Annotated in this window: 14 protein-coding genes; all 14 read left to right on the top strand. The window is 70.0% G+C overall.

The features are described 5' to 3' along the window. The first annotated feature begins 192 nt into the window (after positions 1-192). Complete coding sequence (locus ACGFNV_RS09680) at positions 193-1,503, top strand: DUF6716 putative glycosyltransferase (protein ID WP_393620867.1); 1,311 nt, start codon at positions 193-195, stop codon at positions 1,501-1,503. A gap of 32 nt (positions 1,504-1,535) precedes the next feature. After that, a complete protein-coding gene (locus tag ACGFNV_RS09675; protein WP_393620865.1) occupies positions 1,536-2,798 on the top strand; it encodes a cytidylyltransferase domain-containing protein in 1,263 nt (420 codons plus the stop codon). 14 nt (positions 2,799-2,812) lie between these two features. Continuing rightward, positions 2,813-3,748 carry an N-acetylneuraminate synthase family protein gene (locus ACGFNV_RS09670; protein ID WP_393620863.1) on the top strand — a complete coding sequence of 312 codons (936 nt, stop codon included), beginning with the start codon at positions 2,813-2,815 and terminating at the stop codon, positions 3,746-3,748. Between the two features lie 38 nt (positions 3,749-3,786). Continuing rightward, positions 3,787-4,881 carry a hypothetical protein gene (locus tag ACGFNV_RS09665; RefSeq protein ID WP_393620861.1) on the top strand — a complete coding sequence of 365 codons (1,095 nt, stop codon included), beginning with the start codon at positions 3,787-3,789 and terminating at the stop codon, positions 4,879-4,881. Positions 4,882-5,042: 161 nt separating this feature from the next. Continuing rightward, positions 5,043-5,393 (top strand): DUF1330 domain-containing protein, encoded by a 351-nt coding sequence (locus ACGFNV_RS09660; RefSeq protein ID WP_133927478.1) that lies wholly within the window; start codon positions 5,043-5,045, stop codon positions 5,391-5,393. Positions 5,394-5,679: 286 nt separating this feature from the next. Beyond that, entirely contained in the window at positions 5,680-6,921 is a 1,242-nt protein-coding gene (locus ACGFNV_RS09655) for a M20 family metallopeptidase (RefSeq protein WP_393620859.1), read from the top strand. 269 nt (positions 6,922-7,190) lie between these two features. Next, positions 7,191-8,219: a BMP family protein gene (locus ACGFNV_RS09650; RefSeq protein WP_393621482.1), complete on the top strand. Its 1,029-nt coding sequence runs from the start codon at positions 7,191-7,193 to the stop codon at positions 8,217-8,219. A 554-nt stretch (positions 8,220-8,773) separates the two neighbouring features. Further along, a complete protein-coding gene (locus tag ACGFNV_RS09645; RefSeq protein WP_393620857.1) occupies positions 8,774-9,829 on the top strand; it encodes a BMP family protein in 1,056 nt (351 codons plus the stop codon). A 223-nt stretch (positions 9,830-10,052) separates the two neighbouring features. Continuing rightward, positions 10,053-11,735: an ABC transporter ATP-binding protein gene (locus tag ACGFNV_RS09640; protein WP_393621481.1), complete on the top strand. Its 1,683-nt coding sequence runs from the start codon at positions 10,053-10,055 to the stop codon at positions 11,733-11,735. Continuing rightward, entirely contained in the window at positions 11,732-12,850 is a 1,119-nt protein-coding gene (locus ACGFNV_RS09635) for an ABC transporter permease (protein ID WP_393620855.1), read from the top strand. The genes ACGFNV_RS09640 and ACGFNV_RS09635 overlap by 4 nt, the downstream gene beginning before the upstream one ends. Continuing rightward, positions 12,850-14,109: an ABC transporter permease gene (locus ACGFNV_RS09630; RefSeq protein WP_393620853.1), complete on the top strand. Its 1,260-nt coding sequence runs from the start codon at positions 12,850-12,852 to the stop codon at positions 14,107-14,109. The genes ACGFNV_RS09635 and ACGFNV_RS09630 overlap by 1 nt, the downstream gene beginning before the upstream one ends. Further along, positions 14,106-14,519 (top strand): cytidine deaminase, encoded by a 414-nt coding sequence (locus ACGFNV_RS09625; protein WP_393620851.1) that lies wholly within the window; start codon positions 14,106-14,108, stop codon positions 14,517-14,519. Before ACGFNV_RS09630 ends, ACGFNV_RS09625 begins: the two co-directional genes overlap by 4 nt. 77 nt (positions 14,520-14,596) lie before the next feature. Next, positions 14,597-15,880 (top strand): thymidine phosphorylase, encoded by a 1,284-nt coding sequence (locus ACGFNV_RS09620; protein ID WP_393620849.1) that lies wholly within the window; start codon positions 14,597-14,599, stop codon positions 15,878-15,880. Between the two features lie 118 nt (positions 15,881-15,998). Beyond that, the gene (locus ACGFNV_RS09615) at positions 15,999-16,592 is read left to right on the top strand and encodes a Uma2 family endonuclease (protein ID WP_393620847.1); all 594 of its coding nucleotides are present in this window, start codon (positions 15,999-16,001) and stop codon (positions 16,590-16,592) included. Positions 16,593-16,603: the final 11 nt, after the last annotated feature.

Here is a 16,603-nt window from a genome sequence, read left to right as displayed (position 1 = left end):
GACGTTAGGCGCAGGCCCGGCATTCGTCTTTACCGTCGACTTGATGCCAGGTGAACGGCATGTGGCGAAGCGGTGAACCAGGTCTTTTTGCGGGCCGTTGACGACCTGATTCGCCTTTCGTCGATGTGCTGTTAACCGTTTGTTGCATTCGGGTTGGGCGGAACCTCGGAATGCCTTCCTACGGTCTTGGACGTGCCAGCAAGTGCAACGAAGGGCCTGCGAGTCGCCGTTCTCGCGGATTCCGACACCCGGTGGAAATGGGGTGCGCTCACAGCGAAGCGTACGGTTTCCGTCGAATCGGACATCCGTCTGGACGGCTATCTCCTGCGCGGCCGAGCCACCCCCACCGCCCGTCAGCTCCGCGAGGTCGGCGTTCACGCCGACTCCCTGCGCGAGGTGACCGCCGTGGAGTTCCTGCGCGCGATGACCGAGGAGTCGTACGACGTCCTCGTCCTCTCGCTCGTCGGCGGCGGCGTCCAGGCGATGCTGCACGGCCTGCGGCGCGCCTGGGAGGGCCGGTCGAAGCGGCCCGTCGTCGTCACCGGCTACGTCGGCGTCGTCTACGAGAAGCTCGCCGACGGCCTGCTCCTGCGGCACGGCGCGGACCTCGTCCTCGCCAACTCCCGCCAGGACGCGGACCGTTTCCGCGACGTGTACGAGGGAGTCGGCGCCGACGCCTCGTCCGTCACCGAGGTCGCCCTGCCCTTCCTGGGCGGAGCGCCCTACGAAGGTGAACACGACCCCTACACGGTGGTGTTCGCCGCGCAGCCCTCCGTGCCGGACAGCCGCAAGGACCGTACGTACCTCCTCGACCGGCTCGTCCAGCACGCCCGGCTGCACCCCGAGCGCGAGGTGCTGCTGAAGCTGCGCTCCAGGCCCGGCGAACACACCACGCACCTGGAGGAGCTGCCGTACCAGAAGCTGGCGCAGCGCTCCGACCTGCCGCCCAACTTCCGCCTGGTGTACGGGCACATGGGCGAGGTGCTCGACCGCACCGACCTGCTGGTCACAGTCAGCTCCACGGCCGCCCTGGAGTCCCTGCACCGCCGCATCCCCACCGTGGTCCTCACCGACCTCGGCGTGCGCGAGGTGCTCGGCAACCACCACTTCGTAGGCTCCGGCTGCCTCGCCTCCTGGGACCAGCTCGACGCCGGACACCGCCCGGTGCCCGACGAGGAGTGGGTCGCCCGGCAGGGCGTCGCCGCCGACGGCGCGTACGAGACCGCCTTCGACGCGGCCCGCGAGCGGATCGCCAAGCTGCTCGCCACGCCCGCACTGCCCCCGCTCGCGCCGTACTACACGCCCGAGACCGCGCCCGGCTATCTGCCCGGCATCCTCGCCCGCCACCACCTCGGCCCCGACGGCACCCCGCTGCCCGGAGCCCCCGCCGCCGACAAGGAACCCGGACCGGTCCGGCAGATCGTGCGCCGGGCGGCGCGCGGCGCCTACCGGCACGGAGTGCAGCGGGTGGCGCCCGTCATCCGGCGGATGGGCGAGCTGTGAACGAGCCGAACCCTGCCCAAGGAGTAGACCCCATGTCCCAACCGGAAGCGGGCCCAGGCACCGCGGTGCGCCGGGTGCTCGCGGTGATCCCCGCGCGCGGCGGCTCCAAGGGCGTGCCCGCGAAGAACCTCATCCCCGTCGGCGGCATACCCCTGGTCTCCCGCGCCGTGCGCGAGTGCCGGGCCTCCCGACTGGTGACCGACGTCGTCGTCTCCACCGACGACCAGGCCATCGCGTCCGCCGCCCGCCAGGCCGGCGCCGAGGTCGTGCTGCGGCCCGCCGCCATCGCCGGCGACACCGCGACCTCCGAGGCCGCCGTCCTGCACGCCATGGACGCCCACGAGGCGCTGCACGGCGCGGCGGTCGACGTGGTGCTGCTCGTGCAGTGCACCAGCCCGTTCATCGTCCGCGAGGACATCGACGGGGTGGCCGGCGCGATCGTCGAGAACGGCGCCGACACGGCCGTGACCGTGGCTCCCTTCCACGGGTTCATCTGGCGGGACGAAGACGAGGCCGGCATCGCGGACACCGGGGCCGGCTCCCGTGAGACGACCGGCGGTTACGGCGTCAACCACGACAAGTCCTTCCGCCCGCGCCGCCAGGACCGCCCCCAGGACCTCCTGGAGACCGGCGCCGCCTACGCCATGAACGCGGCGGGCTTCCGCAAGCACCAGCACCGCTTCTTCGGCCACACCGAACTCGTACGGACCGACCCGGCCCGCGTGCTGGAGATCGACGACCCGCACGACCTCGCCCGCGCCCGGGCCCTGGCGCCGCTGTTCGACGCCGACCGGCCCGGCGCCCTCCCGACCGCCGACGACATCGACGCGGTCGTCCTCGACTTCGACGGCACCCAGACCGACGACCGGGTGCTGGTCGACTCCGACGGACGGGAGTTCGTCTCCGTGCACCGCGGGGACGGACTCGGCATCGCAGCGCTGCGCAGAAGCGGCCTGAAGATGCTGATCCTGTCCACGGAACAGAACCCTGTGGTCGCCGCCCGGGCCCGGAAGCTCAAGCTCCCGGTCCTGCACGGCATCGACCGCAAGGACCTCGCGCTGAAGCAGTGGTGCGAGGAGCAGGGCATCGCGCCGGAGCGCGTGCTCTACGTCGGCAACGACGTCAATGACCTCCCGTGCTTCGCCCTCGTCGGCTGGCCCGTGGCGGTCGCGAGCGCCCACGACGTCGTGCGCGGCGCCGCACGCGCGGTCACCACCGTCCCCGGCGGCGACGGCGCGATCCGAGAGATCGCCAGCTGGATCCTCGGCCCCTCTCTCGATTCCCTCACCAAGTAAGGACACCCCCTGCCATGAGCAACTCCCGCCTCCGCCAGTTCGGTTCGAAGACCGCCGGCCCCGGTCACCCCGTCTACGTCGTCGGCGAGATCGGCATCAACCACAACGGCGAGCTCGAGAACGCGTTCAAGCTGATCGACGCCGCCGCCGAGGCCGGCTGCGACGCCGTGAAGTTCCAGAAGCGCACCCCGGAGATCTGCACCCCGCGCGACCAGTGGGACATCGAGCGCGACACCCCCTGGGGCCGGATGACCTACATCGACTACCGCCACCGCGTGGAGTTCGGCGAGGACGAGTACCGCCAGATCGACGAGTACTCCAAGAAGAAGGGCATCGACTGGTTCGCCTCCCCGTGGGACACCGAGGCCGTCGCCTTCCTGGAGAAGTTCGACGTCCCCGCCCACAAGGTGGCCTCCGCCTCCCTCACCGACGACGAGCTGCTGCGCGCCCTGCGCGCCACGGGCCGCACGGTCATCCTCTCCACCGGCATGTCGACCCCGAAGCAGATCCGCCACGCGGTCGAGGTCCTCGGCAGCGACAACATCCTGCTGTGCCACGCCACCTCGACCTACCCTGCGAAGGCCGAGGAGCTCAACCTCCGCGTCATCAACACCCTCCAGGCCGAGTACCCGAACGTCCCGATCGGCTACTCCGGCCACGAGACCGGCCTGCAGACCACGCTCGCCGCGGTCGCCCTCGGCGCCACCTTCGTCGAGCGCCACATCACCCTCGACCGCGCCATGTGGGGCTCCGACCAGGCCGCCTCCGTCGAGCCGCAGGGCCTGACCCGCCTCGTCCGCGACATCCGCACCATCGAGGCCTCCCTCGGCGACGGCGTCAAGAAGGTCTACGACTCCGAGCTCGGCCCGATGAAGAAGCTGCGCCGCGTCGCCGGCGTCGTCGCCGAGGCGGAGATCGCGGCGGCGGCGGGCGAGCCGGTGGCGGTGTGAGTCCAAGAGACTCCGACTTACGGGACGGTCACACGCCGATGAGCCCCCGCGCCGGGAAACCCGGCCCCACCCCTCACACCCTGGCCTTCGTCGAAAGTCCGGTGCAGCTGCTCAACACGCTGGAGTGGGCGCACGCACACGCACCCACGCTCCGGACCGAGGAGGGTCCCGGCGCGGGGTTCACCCTGGTCGTCCTGTCCCCGACCGACCCGATGACCCGTGGCCAGTTGCGCCGTATGGCCGAACTGGCCCGCGAGGAGGGTCACGAAGTCCGCTGGGAGGAGGCACGGGGCGGTCCCGCGGCCCCGTTCCAGACGATAGGCGGACTGACCTCGCTGCTGCGGCGGGCGCGGCGGGTGGTCATGGGGGACCCGTTCTCCCGCTATGTGCAGCTGTTGCTGACCATCACCCGCGCCCGTGAGCTGGTCGTCGTCGACGACGGCACGGCGACGATGGAGTTCGTCGGCCAGCTCTCCCGGGGCGAGCGCCTGGTGCGCTGGCACCGCAAGGGGGGCCGCCCCGGCCCCCGCGACCTGCTCTTCGCCCCCGTGTCGTCCTCCGCCCGGCGCCGGCTCACGCCGGGCGGGGACCGTGGCGTCGAGGTCTTCTCGTCGATGCCGATCGAGGAGACACCCCGGGGCGTCACCGTCACCGCGAACGACTTCTCCTGGACCCGCGCCCGCTTCGGCCCGCCCCGCATCACCAAGGGCGCGGACATGGTGGGCACGTCGCTGGTGGAGACCGGCGTGGTGGACGGGGACCGGTACCTGGAGGCCGTCAAGGCGCTGGCCGGCGCCCACGGCGCGGCACGGTACTTCGCGCACCGCAGGGAGAGCGCGGAGAAGCTGCACCGGCTGGCGGCCGAGACGGGTCTGGAGATCGTCCGCCCCGACCTGCCGCTGGAGCTGATCGCCCGCCGTGGCCCGATCGGCCGAACGATCCTGAGTTTTCCCTCGACGGTCGTGCACACCCTGCCGCTCGCCCTGGCCGGCACCGACGTCAAGGTCGCGGTCTGCGACATCGACCCCGCCTGGCTCACGGAGAACGCCTCCCCGAGGGCCCAGGGCTTCCTGTCCGGGGTGACGGGGACGGCACGGGACGTGCACCGGCTGTCGATGGTCCGCGCGGTCTAGTCGGCAGAAGCGGGGTTCTGGGGGCTTGGGGGGCGATTACCTTCGAGGTAATCGCCTCAGGCGGCCGGCTGCGCCTACGTTCGCAGGGCGTCCCCTCCTGGACGCGCCCGAACGGGCGCCCCCTCCTGGACGCGCCCGAACGAGCGACCGAGGGAGCCACCGTGTCCGACACGCCCGCCTACGGCTTCGCCCATCTGCGCAGCCGCCGCCCCCACCCCGACATCCTCGCCTACCTGGAGCGCATCCAGGCCACCCTCGACCCCTTCCGGGGCCGCTTCGTCATCCACGGACCGCCCACCGAGGTCGTCGAGGGAACCTGGCCCGGCAGCATGGTGCTCATCGAGTTCCCCGGCCTCGCCGAGGCCCGCGCCTGGTACGAGTCACCCGCCTACCAGGCCATCCTGCGCCTGCGCACCGACCACATCGAGGGAGACGTCCTCCTCATCGAGGGTGTCGGCCCCGACTACGACCCGCGCGAGCGGGCGGCGAAGCTGCGCGCGGAGGAGACGTAGGACTGGCTAGTGCCCGTCCCCCCGCCCCCCGGGCCCCGTCCCGGAGTCCGGGCGCCGATCCCGCGTAGCGGACAGATCGGCGTGATGCACACGGGGCGTGGTATCCGTGAAGGGAGTGGATGGGCTCTGAAGATCCGGCCGACGTGCCGAAAATCACGGAGCTTACCCATCACCCCTGGTACCTATGCGCCAGGCCGCCAATTTTTCTTCCCGAAGGGGTTGAACTTTTGTTGATCGAGCCAGTTGGCGGCCTCGGCGTCCTACCCTTCAAAGGGTGACGCAATTGATGTCCTCAGAGTCCGAGGTCGATCCGGCCGGGGAAGCGAGTCTCCCCGGCGAACTGCCCGAGGCGCTCCGCGCCGAGCTCATCGCGTTCCGACGCGACCTGCACATGCACCCCGAGCTCGGCAACCAGGAGTTCCGTACGACCGCCGCCATCAAGGCCCGGCTGGAGAAGGCCGGGCTCAAGCCGCGCGTACTCGCCGTCGGGACCGGACTCGTCTGTGACATCGGCGTCCCCGACGGGGGCCGGGTCGACGGGCCCCCCATCCTCGCCCTGCGGGCCGACATCGACGCCCTGCCCATCCCGGACGCCAAGACGGAGTGCCCGTACCGCTCCACCGTGCCCGACCGCGCACACGCCTGTGGACACGACGTGCACACCACCGTCGTCCTCGGCGCCGGGCTGGTCCTCGCCGAACTGCACCGGCAGGGACGGCTGCCCCGGCCCGTACGGCTGCTCTTCCAGCCGGCCGAGGAGGTGCTGCCCGGCGGTGCCGCCGACGCCATCGACTGCGGGGTGCTCGAAGGGGTCGGCCGTATGATCGCCGTCCACTGCGACCCGCGCGTCGACGCCGGGAAGGTCGGGCTGCGCAACGGAGCCATCACCTCCGCCTGCGACCGCCTGGAGATCGCCCTCGACGGCCCCGGCGGCCACACCGCGCGCCCCCACCTCACCACCGACCTCGTCACCGCCGTCGCCCGCGTCGTCACCGACGTGCCCGCGCTGGTCGCCCGCCGCGTCGACACGCGCGCCGGGCTCGCCGTGACCTGGGGCCGGATCGAGTCCGGCCACGCCCCGAACGTGATCCCGCAGCACGCCGAGCTCTCCGGGACCGTGCGGTGCCTGGACATCGACGCCTGGCGGCAGGCACCCGACATCGTGGTCGCCGCCATCGACGAGGTCGCCAACCTGCACGGCGCCAAGGGCGAGATCAACTACGTTCGTGGCGTCCCGCCCGTGGTCAACAACGGGGAGGTGACCGACCTGCTGCGGGAGGCCATGATCGCCCGGCGCGGGGACGACTCCGTGGAGAGCACCGAGCAGAGCCTCGGCGGCGAGGACTTCTCCTGGTACCTGGAGCACGTGCCCGGAGCCATGGCCCGGCTGGGCGTCCGCCCCCCGGGGGAGCGCACCGTGCGCGATCTGCACCAGGGCGACTTCGACGTCGACGAGTCGGCCATCACGGTGGGCGTCGAGCTCTTCACCGCGGCGGTTCTGCTGGACGCGGCGACCCGAACGGCATAGGCCGAAGGGGTGTCCGTTCGACGCCCCTTCGTCCCTTTGCGTCACGGGCGTGTAACCGGCGGTAAAAGCTTGTAACTCGCTGGCGCCACGAATCGATAACGGCCCCGGAAACTCCGTTCCCCCTGCCCTTCTACGCGCGTTACCGTTCGCCGCAATCGCCACCTGAGGCGGCACAAGTGGGGAAAGCGGGCCGGCGACGGTGCCGTGGGGACGAAGGGGTGCTTGCTGTGCGTCTGAACTCTCGTAGGACCAGGTTCTCCCAAGCGGCGGTGACCGTCGCGGTCGTCGCACTCGCGGCCGCGGGCTGCGGCGAGTCCAGCTCGGGCTCGAAGAGCAGCGACACGTCGTCCGGCTCCTACTCCGGCAAGGGCATCGGCCTCGCGTACGACATCGGCGGCAAGGGCGACCAGTCGTTCAACGACGCCGCCTACGCCGGGTTCCAGAAGGCCGAGAAGGAGTTCAAGATCGGCGGCCGGGACATCGAGCCGCAGGACGGCGAGTCCAACGCCGACAAGGTCCAGCGCCTGGAGCAGCTCGCCCAGGCCGGCTACAACCCGGTGATCGGCGTCGGCTTCGTCTACGGGCCTGCTGTCAAGGAGGCCGCCGCCAAGTTCCCCAACACCACCTTCGGGATCATCGACGACGAGACCGTCAAGGCCAAGAACGTCGCCGACCTGGTCTTCCACGAGGAGCAGGCCTCCTACCTCGCCGGTGTCGCCGCGGCCAAGGCCAGCAAGAAGAACCACATCGGCTTCATCGGCGGTGTCGACATCCCGCTGATCCACAAGTTCGAGGCCGGGTACGTCCAGGGCGCCAAGTCGGTCAACCCGAAGATCAAGATCGAGTCGCAGTACCTGACGGAGACCGCCCAGGAGGGTGGCTTCTCCAGCCCCGACAAGGGCAAGGACGCGGCGAGCGGCCAGATCGAGGCGGGCGCCGACGTGCTCTACCACGCGGCGGGCCTGTCCGGTCAGGGCGTGATCTCCGAGGCCGCCGGCAAGAAGGTGTGGGCCATCGGCGTCGACTCCGACCAGTACTCCCAGAGCGCGCTCGCCGCGTACAAGGACTACATCCTCGGCTCCGCCCTCAAGAACGTCGGCGGCGCGGTCTACGACCTCGTCAAGTCCGTCTACCAGGGCAAGCCCCTCACCGGCGTCGTCCGCGGCAGCCTCGCCAACAACGGCGTCGGCTTCGCCGACACCAACCCCAAGTACCAGTCCATGAAGGACGTCGTCGCCGCCGTCGACAAGGCCAAGCAGGACATCATCGACGGCAAGATCACGGTCAACACGAAGTAACCCACCCCCGCGTGCAGCCCCCTGCGCCGGCCCGGCGCGGGGGGCTCCGCCATGCGTGCGCGGCGGAAATCCCGCTGACCCGCCCGATCCGCTGGGCACCGATCGCCCGGCAGTGCGATCAGTTGATCAAGTACGCCACGGCGATCCGTACACGGACCGCGTCGACCGAGGCGATCCCGGGGACATTCCAAAGAGGGTGAAGTCGTGCAGCGCGTACGGGCCGATCTTGCTGGATGAGCGTCTTGGGTACGCGGGTCATCCAGTGGCGGCGTTGCTCAGTCCGGGCGCCCTCGCTGTCGGGGCCGCTGGAGGGGGCCGCCGGCAATGCGGTGGAGGCCGCCGAGGTGGCCGGTTTCTGCCTGCGGCGCGTATGAGCGGGGTTGCGCTCCGAAGTCGTTCCAGGTGGCGTGGGGGTGCGCTGAGCAGGGGCAGTGATCCGTTCAAAACGGTCGGATAACACTGTTGCAAGCTGGGTTTCATGTTGAATCTACGCGCGTTACGCTGCGGCGGAACCAGCGCCTGGTACGGGCGCTTGCACAAAGGAGTCTCGTTCCATGCGCCGGGTGTCCCGAATCGCCGCTGCGGGTGTTGTTACCGCGGCTCTCGCTGTCACCGTTTCCGCCTGCGGAAGCTCGTCCACCTCGTCGTCCAGCTCGTCCTCCAACGGTGGCGGCGACAAGGGCCTCGCCCTGGCGTACGACGTCGGCGGCAAGGGCGACCAGTCCTTCAATGATGCCGCCACGGCCGGCCTGGACAAGGCCGACAAGGAGTTCGGCTACAAGAGCACGGCCGTCGAGCCGCAGGACGGCGAGTCGGACGCCGACAAGGTGCAGCGCCTGGAGCAGCTCGCCAAGTCCGGCTACAACCCGGTGATCGGTGTCGGCTTCGCCTACGCGTCGGCCGTCAAGGAGGTCGCCGCCAAGCACCCGAAGACGACCTTCGGCATCGTCGACGACGAGCAGATCAAGGCCGCCAACGTCGCGGACCTGGTCTTCCACGAGGAGCAGGCCTCCTACCTCGCCGGTGTCGCGGCCGCCAAGGCCACCAAGACCAACACCGTGGGCTTCGTCGGCGGCGTGGACGTCCCGCTGATCCACAAGTTCGAGGCCGGCTTCAAGCAGGGCGTCGAGGACACCAAGAAGGGTGTCAAGGTCAAGTCGCAGTACCTCACGGAGACCGCCCAGGAGGGTGGCTTCGCCAGCCCCGACAAGGGCGAGAACGCCGCCGAGGGTCAGATAGACGCCGGCGCGGACGTCGTCTACGCCGCAGCGGGCCTCTCCGGCCAGGGCGTCATCAAGGCCGCCAGCGCCCACAAGATCTGGGCGATCGGCGTCGACTCGGACCAGTACAAGCAGGCCGCGCTGGCCAAGTACAAGGACTCGATCCTCACCTCGGCCATGAAGAACGTCGAGGGCGCGGTCTACGAGCTCGCCAAGTCGGTCCACGACAAGAAGCCCGCGACCGGCGTGGTCCGCGGCAGCCTCAGCAACGGCGGCGTGAGCCTGTCGAACTCCAACCCCGCCTTCGCCGGCAACGCCGCGATCCAGGACGCGGTGAAGAAGGCCGAGGAAGGCATCAAGAGCGGCACCATCAAGGTGAAGACCTCCTGACCTTCCGGTTGAGGCCCGGTCAGGGGCTTGGCCGACAGGGCGCTGTGATGACAGCGTTACGGCCACCGAACGGGGTACGGGAGGCATGCCTTCCCGTACCCCGGCCGCGCGGCAGAATGCTCGGAACGGATCGGGCGCTGAAAAGAACCGGTCAGGTCCGGGCACTATTTAAAGCAGGGGCGCTACGCGCGTAGAGTGGCCCCTTTCCCAAGGAGAGTGCGCCATCGACGCGTCCAGCAGCCCTCCGCTCACCGCACAGTCGACGATCGCGGTCGAGCTGGCGGGGATCACCAAACGATTCCCGGGTGTCGTCGCCAACCACGACATTCACCTGACGGTCCGAAAAGGCACCGTCCACGCCCTCGTCGGCGAGAACGGCGCCGGCAAGTCGACGCTGATGAAGATCCTCTACGGCATGCAGAAGCCGGACGAGGGCACCATCGCCGTCGCGGGGAACCAGGTCTCCTTCTCGTCCCCCGCCGACGCCATCGCCCGCGGCATCGGCATGGTCCACCAGCACTTCATGCTGGCCGACAACCTCACCGTCCTGGAGAACGTCGTCCTGGGCAGCGAGAAGCTGCACGGCATCGGCGCCGGTGCCCGCAGGAAGATCAAGGAGATCTCCGACCGCTACCACCTCGGCGTCCGCCCCGACGCCCTCGTCGAGGACCTCGGCGTCGCCGACCGCCAGCGCGTCGAGATCCTCAAGGTGCTCTTCCGCGGCGCCACCACCCTGATCCTCGACGAGCCGACCGCCGTCCTGGTCCCGCAGGAGGTCGACGCGCTCTTCGACAACCTGCGTGAACTGAAGTCCGAGGGTCTCTCCGTCATCTTCATCTCGCACAAGCTGGGCGAGGTGCTGTCGGTCGCCGACGAGATCACCGTCATCCGGCGTGGCACGACCGTCGGGACGGCCGTCCCCTCGGAGACCACCCCGCGCCAGCTCGCCGAGATGATGGTCGGCAGCGAGCTGCCCACCCCGGACACCGCCGAGTCCACCGTCACCGACCGGCCGGTCATCGAGGTCAAGAACCTCACCGTGTACGCCAGCGGCGGCTCCTCCGTCGGCTGGGAGGAGGAGCCCGCGGGCGAGGGACTCACCGAGTTCGCGGGCGGCGGCGAGGTCAAGCGCGTCCTCGACGACGTCACCTTCACCATCCACGCCGGCGAGGTCATGGGCATCGCAGGTGTCGAGGGCAACGGCCAGACCGAGCTCATCGACGCGCTGATCGGCACCAAGCACGCCGACTCCGGCGTCATCCACTTCCTCGGCGAGGACATCACCCCCTGGCCCACCCGCAAGCGCCGCGAGTCCGGCGTCGGCTACATCCCCGAGGACCGCCACCGCCAGGGTCTGCTCCTGGAAGCCCCCCTCTGGGAGAACCGCATCCTCGGCCATGTCACCGAGGCCCCCAACGCCAAGGGCTTCTGGCTCAACCCCAAGGGCGCCCAGGCCGACACCCGCCGGATCGTCGCGGAGTACGACGTCCGCACCCCCGGTATCGACGTCACCGCCGCCTCCCTCTCCGGCGGCAACCAGCAGAAGCTGATCGTCGGCCGCGAGATGAGCCACAACCCGAAGTTCCTGATCGCCGCCCACCCCACCCGGGGTGTGGACGTCGGCGCGCAGGCACAGATCTGGGACCGCATCCGCGAGGCCCGCCGAGAGGGCCTGGCCGTCCTGCTGATCTCCGCCGACCTGGACGAGCTCATCGGCCTGTCGGACACCCTCCGCGTGATCTACAACGGCAGCCTGGTCGCGGACGCCGACCCGGCCACCATCACCCCGGAGGAGCTGGGATCGGCCATGACCGGTGCCGCCTCCGGTCACCTGGAACACGTGGAAGCCCCGCACACCGCTGAAACCACTGAGGAAGCTGCCGGTCCGGAGGACGAGGCCCGATGAAGAAGTTCGACAAGGACCGCGTGCTCATCGCGGTGGCCGGCCCGGTCATCGCGCTCGTGGCGGCGATCCTGCTCACCTCGGTCGTACTGATCGCCTCCGGCAAGAACCCGTTCGAGCCGTACCGGCTGATGCTGGAGCAGGTCGGTTACTCCGACGTGCAGGTGCTGATCATCAACCAGGCGTCGCTGTACTACATCGCCGCACTGGGTGTCGCCCTCGGCTTCCGCATGAACCTGTTCAACATCGGCGTCGACGGCCAGTACCGCCTCGGCGCCATGATGACCGCGGTGGTCGGCGCGCACGTGGCGCTGCCGTCCTTCCTCCAGATCCCGATGCTGCTCCTCGTCGGCGCGCTCACCGGCGCCTTCTGGGCGGGCATCGCGGGCGTACTGAAGGTGACCCGCGGCGTCAGCGAGGTCGTGGCGACGATCATGCTCAACGCGATCGCCACCAGCCTCATCGGCTACCTCACCCTCCGCGACAACTTCGGCGTCCTGGTCGGCGACAACGTCACGACCGGTGAGATGAAGGAGTCCGGCTGGGTGCCCGGCATCAACCTGGGCGCCGACGTCGGCGAGATCTACGGCCTGGTCTTCCTCGCGGTCGCCCTCGGCATCGGCTACTGGCTCGTCCTCAACCGCACCCGCTTCGGCTTCGACCTGCGGGCCACCGGCGAGTCCGAGACGGCCGCCGCGGCCTCCGGCGTCAGCGCCAAGCGCATGGTCCTGACCGCGATGCTGATCTCCGGCGCCGTCGCCGGCATCTCCGGTCTGCCCCTGCTGCTCGGCGACGCCCACACCTACAGCCTGAGCTTCCCCGCGGGCCTCGGCTTCACCGCCATCGGCATCGCCCTGCTCGGCCGCAACAACCCGGGCGGCATCGCCCTCGCGGCCCTCCTGTGGGCCTTCCTCGACAAGGCCTCTCCCGCCCTCGACTACGCGACCCCGGTGGCGTACGAGAAGGAGATCGCCACGATCATGCAGGGCCTGATCGTCTTCGCGGTCGTCATCTCGTACGAGGCCGTACGCCAGTGGGGTCTGCGCCGCCAGCAGAAGCGGGTCGGCGCCGAGCTCGCCGCGGCCGCCCAGAACCAGAAGAAGGAGGTGGCGGCCTGATGAGCACCACGACCATCGCCAAGCCGCAGGCGAAGCAGCCCGGCAAGGGCCGCCGCATGTCTCTCCCGGTACTCCTGCTCGTCATCGCGGGCGTACTGGTCCTCACCTCGGTCGTCCGCCTGATCAGTGGCGCGGACGGCATCACCTCGACCGGCCAGATGTCCACCGCGCTGCGCCTCGCCGTGCCGATCGGCCTCGCCGGCCTCGGCGGCCTGTGGGCCGAGCGCGCGGGCGTCGTCAACATCGGCCTCGAGGGCATGATGATCCTCGGCACCTGGTTCGGCGCCTGGGCCGGCTACCAGTGGGGCCCGTGGACCGGTGTCGCCTTCGGCATCATCGGCGGCGCGCTGGGCGCCGTCCTGCACGCCATCGCCACGGTCACGTTCAACGTCAACCACATCGTCTCCGGTGTGGCGCTGAACATCCTCGCCCTCGGCACCACCCGCTACCTGTCGAAGTTCACCTTCGAGAACGCCCCGCAGGGCTCCTCCAAGCAGTCCCCGCCGATCGACTCGCTCGGCACCTTCGACATCCCGGGCCTGTCCAGCTGGCTGGACACGCTCAACGAGAAGCACTGGTTCCTGATCTCCGACATCGCGGGCCTCATCGGCGGACTGGTCACCAACCTGTCGCCGCTGACGGTCGTCGCCGTCGCCCTGGTCCCCGCCACCTGGTACGTGCTGTGGCGCACCGCCTTCGGTCTGCGTCTGCGTTCCTGCGGCGAGAACCCGATCGCGGCCGAGTCCCTCGGTGTGAACGTCTACAAGTACAAGTACATCGCCGTGATCATCTCGGGCGGCTTCGCCGGTCTCGGCGGCGCCTTCCTGTCGATCGTCGCGTCCAACGTGTACCTGGACGGCCAGACGGCCGGCCGTGGCTACATCGGTCTCGCCGCGATGATCTTCGGCAACTGGATGCCGGGCGGACTGGCGCTGGGCGCGGGCCTGTTCGGCTACACCGACAGCCTCAACCTGCGCGGCGGCACCACCAACGTGCACGCGCTGATCCTGCTCCTGGCGATCCTGCTGGTGATCGGGGCGGCCTACCTGGCGTGGAAGAGGAGGGCCGTCAGCTCCGCGATCACCCTCGCGGTCTCGGCCGTCATGTTCGTCTGGTACGCCGGCGTGGACGAGGTCCCGCGCCAGGTCGTCTCCGCGGCCCCGTACATCGTGACCCTGCTGGTGCTCTCCCTCTCCGCCCAACGGCTGCGCATGCCCAAGGCGGACGGCATGCCGTACCGGAAGGGGCAGGGCAAGTGACCCCCGCCGCCACGCCTGCCGACCCGGTCGACTGGGAGAAGCTGCGCACGGTGGCCCGGGACGCCATGTCCCGGGCGTACGCCCCGTACTCCGGCTACCCGGTCGGCGTGGCGGCCCTCGTCGACGACGGGCGGATCGTCTCCGGCTGCAACGTCGAGAACGCCTCGTACGGCATCGGCCTGTGCGCCGAGTGCGGGCTGGTCTCGGAGCTCCAGAACACCGGCGGCGGCCGGCTCACGCACTTCACCTGCGTGGACGGCAAGGGCGAGATCCTCGTCCCGTGCGGCCGCTGCCGCCAGCTGCTCTACGAGTTCGGCGGCCCGGACCTGCTCCTGGAGACCCCGGCGGGAATCCTGCCGCTGTCGGAGATGCTGCCCCAGGCCTTCGGGCCGGGCCATCTCAGCAAGTAACTACCGTGCGGCCCCTCTGATCCGAACCACTCAGGGGGGTCGCGCACTTTCTGAACGCTCGGAAGGAAAGCCAAGCCATGGCCATGGACGCCATCTCCGTCATCCGCACCAAGCGGGACCGCGGTGAGCTCAGTGACGAGCAGATCGACTGGGTCATCGACGCGTACACGCGCGGCGAGGTCGCCGACGAGCAGATGTCGGCCCTCGCCATGGCCATCCTGCTCAACGGCATGAACCGCCGGGAGATCGCCCGCTGGACGGCCGCGATGATCGCCTCCGGCGAGCGCATGGACTTCTCCTCGCTGTCCCGCCCGACCGCCGACAAGCACTCCACGGGCGGCGTCGGCGACAAGATCACGCTGCCCCTGGCCCCGCTGGTGGCGGCCTGCGGCGCGGCGGTCCCGCAGCTCTCGGGCCGCGGTCTCGGCCACACGGGCGGCACGCTGGACAAGCTGGAGTCGATCCCCGGCTGGCGCGCCCTGCTCTCCAACGAGGAGATGCTCTCCGTACTGGACGGGACCGGCGCGGTGATCTGCGCGGCGGGCGACGGCCTGGCCCCCGCGGACAAGAAGCTGTACGCCCTGCGGGACGTCACCGGCACGGTCGAGGCGATCCCGCTCATCGCCTCCTCGATCATGTCGAAGAAGATCGCCGAGGGCACGGGCTCGCTGGTCCTGGACGTGAAGGTCGGCACCGGCGCCTTCATGAAGACCATCGAGGACGCGCGCGAACTGGCGTCCACGATGGTGGGCCTGGGCACGGACCACGGCGTGAAGACGGTCGCCCTGCTCACGGACATGTCCACCCCGCTCGGCCTGACGGCGGGCAACGCCCTTGAGGTCCGCGAGTCGCTGGAGGTCCTGGCGGGCGGCGGCCCGGCGGACGTCGTCGAGCTGACGATCGCCCTCGCCCGCGAGATGCTGGACGCGGCGGGCGTGAAGGACGCGGACCCGGCGAAGGCCCTGGCCGACGGCTCCGCGATGGACGTCTGGCGCCGCATGATCGCAGCGCAGGGCGGCGACCCGGACGCACCCCTGCCGACCTCGCGCGAGCAGCACGTGGTGAAGGCCTCGGCCTCCGGCATCCTGACCCGCCTCGACGCCTACGACATCGGCATCGCCGCCTGGCGCCTCGGCGCGGGCCGCGCCCGCAAGGAGGACCCGGTCCAGGCGGGCGCGGGCGTCGAGCTCCACGCCAAGCCGGGCGACACGGTGGTCGCGGGCCAGCCCCTCCTCACTCTCCACACGGACACCCCGGAGCGCTTCGAGTACGCCCTCCAGGCGGTGGAGGGCTCGTACGACGTGGAGGCTGCGGGGACGGAGTTCACCCCGTCGCCCGTCGTGCTGGAACGAATCGCCTGACCAGGCCCGCGGCCCGAGGCCGCTGATGTTGCGGCCCTTTCGGGTGAACGGGATCGGTGGACCGCCGCCGGTCCCGTTCGGCATGCTGGGATCGGTGACGCACCGATTGGAGACCGCCATGAGCGCACTCACCGTCGACCACTCGACGGCCAGCGGCCACGAGTGGGACGACCTCGTCCGGATCTGGCAGGAGACGGACGCACCCGAGGGCTGCAAGGTGGAGATCATCGAGGGGATCGTCACCGTGGCACCACCGCCGTCCAACGACCACAACGACATCGCAGACCTCGTGCAGCGCAGTCTGTATGAGGTCATCCCCCGGGAATGGGGGATCTACCAGACGTTGGGGACAGCGGTTCCCTCTCGCGACGGGCTCTACATCCCGGACATCGCTGTGGCGCCACGGACGGCGCTGCGTGCCAACGAAGGCAATTTCATCCCGGCGTCTGCCGCCGAGCTCATCGTCGAGATCACCTCCAGGTCCAACGCGACCCACGATCGGATCAAGAAGGCTGCGGGCTACGCCCAGGCCGATGTTCCCCTGTACCTCCTCATCGACAGCTGGGCTCCCGGGGGCCCCACCATCACGCTGTACGGCGAACCGCAGCGCGAGGTCTACCGGGTGCTGTGCGCCGGCAAGTTCGGCGACGCGATGGCGTTGCCCCAGCCGTTCGGGTTCACCCTGGACACCAGCGAGTTTCCGATCCCCTAGGGGCACAGCCC

The sequence above is a fragment of the Streptomyces sp. NPDC048751 genome (genome assembly GCF_043198595.1).
In the GTDB taxonomy this organism is placed as follows: domain Bacteria; phylum Actinomycetota; class Actinomycetes; order Streptomycetales; family Streptomycetaceae; genus Streptomyces.
This window is presented reverse-complemented; position numbering and strand designations above follow the sequence as displayed.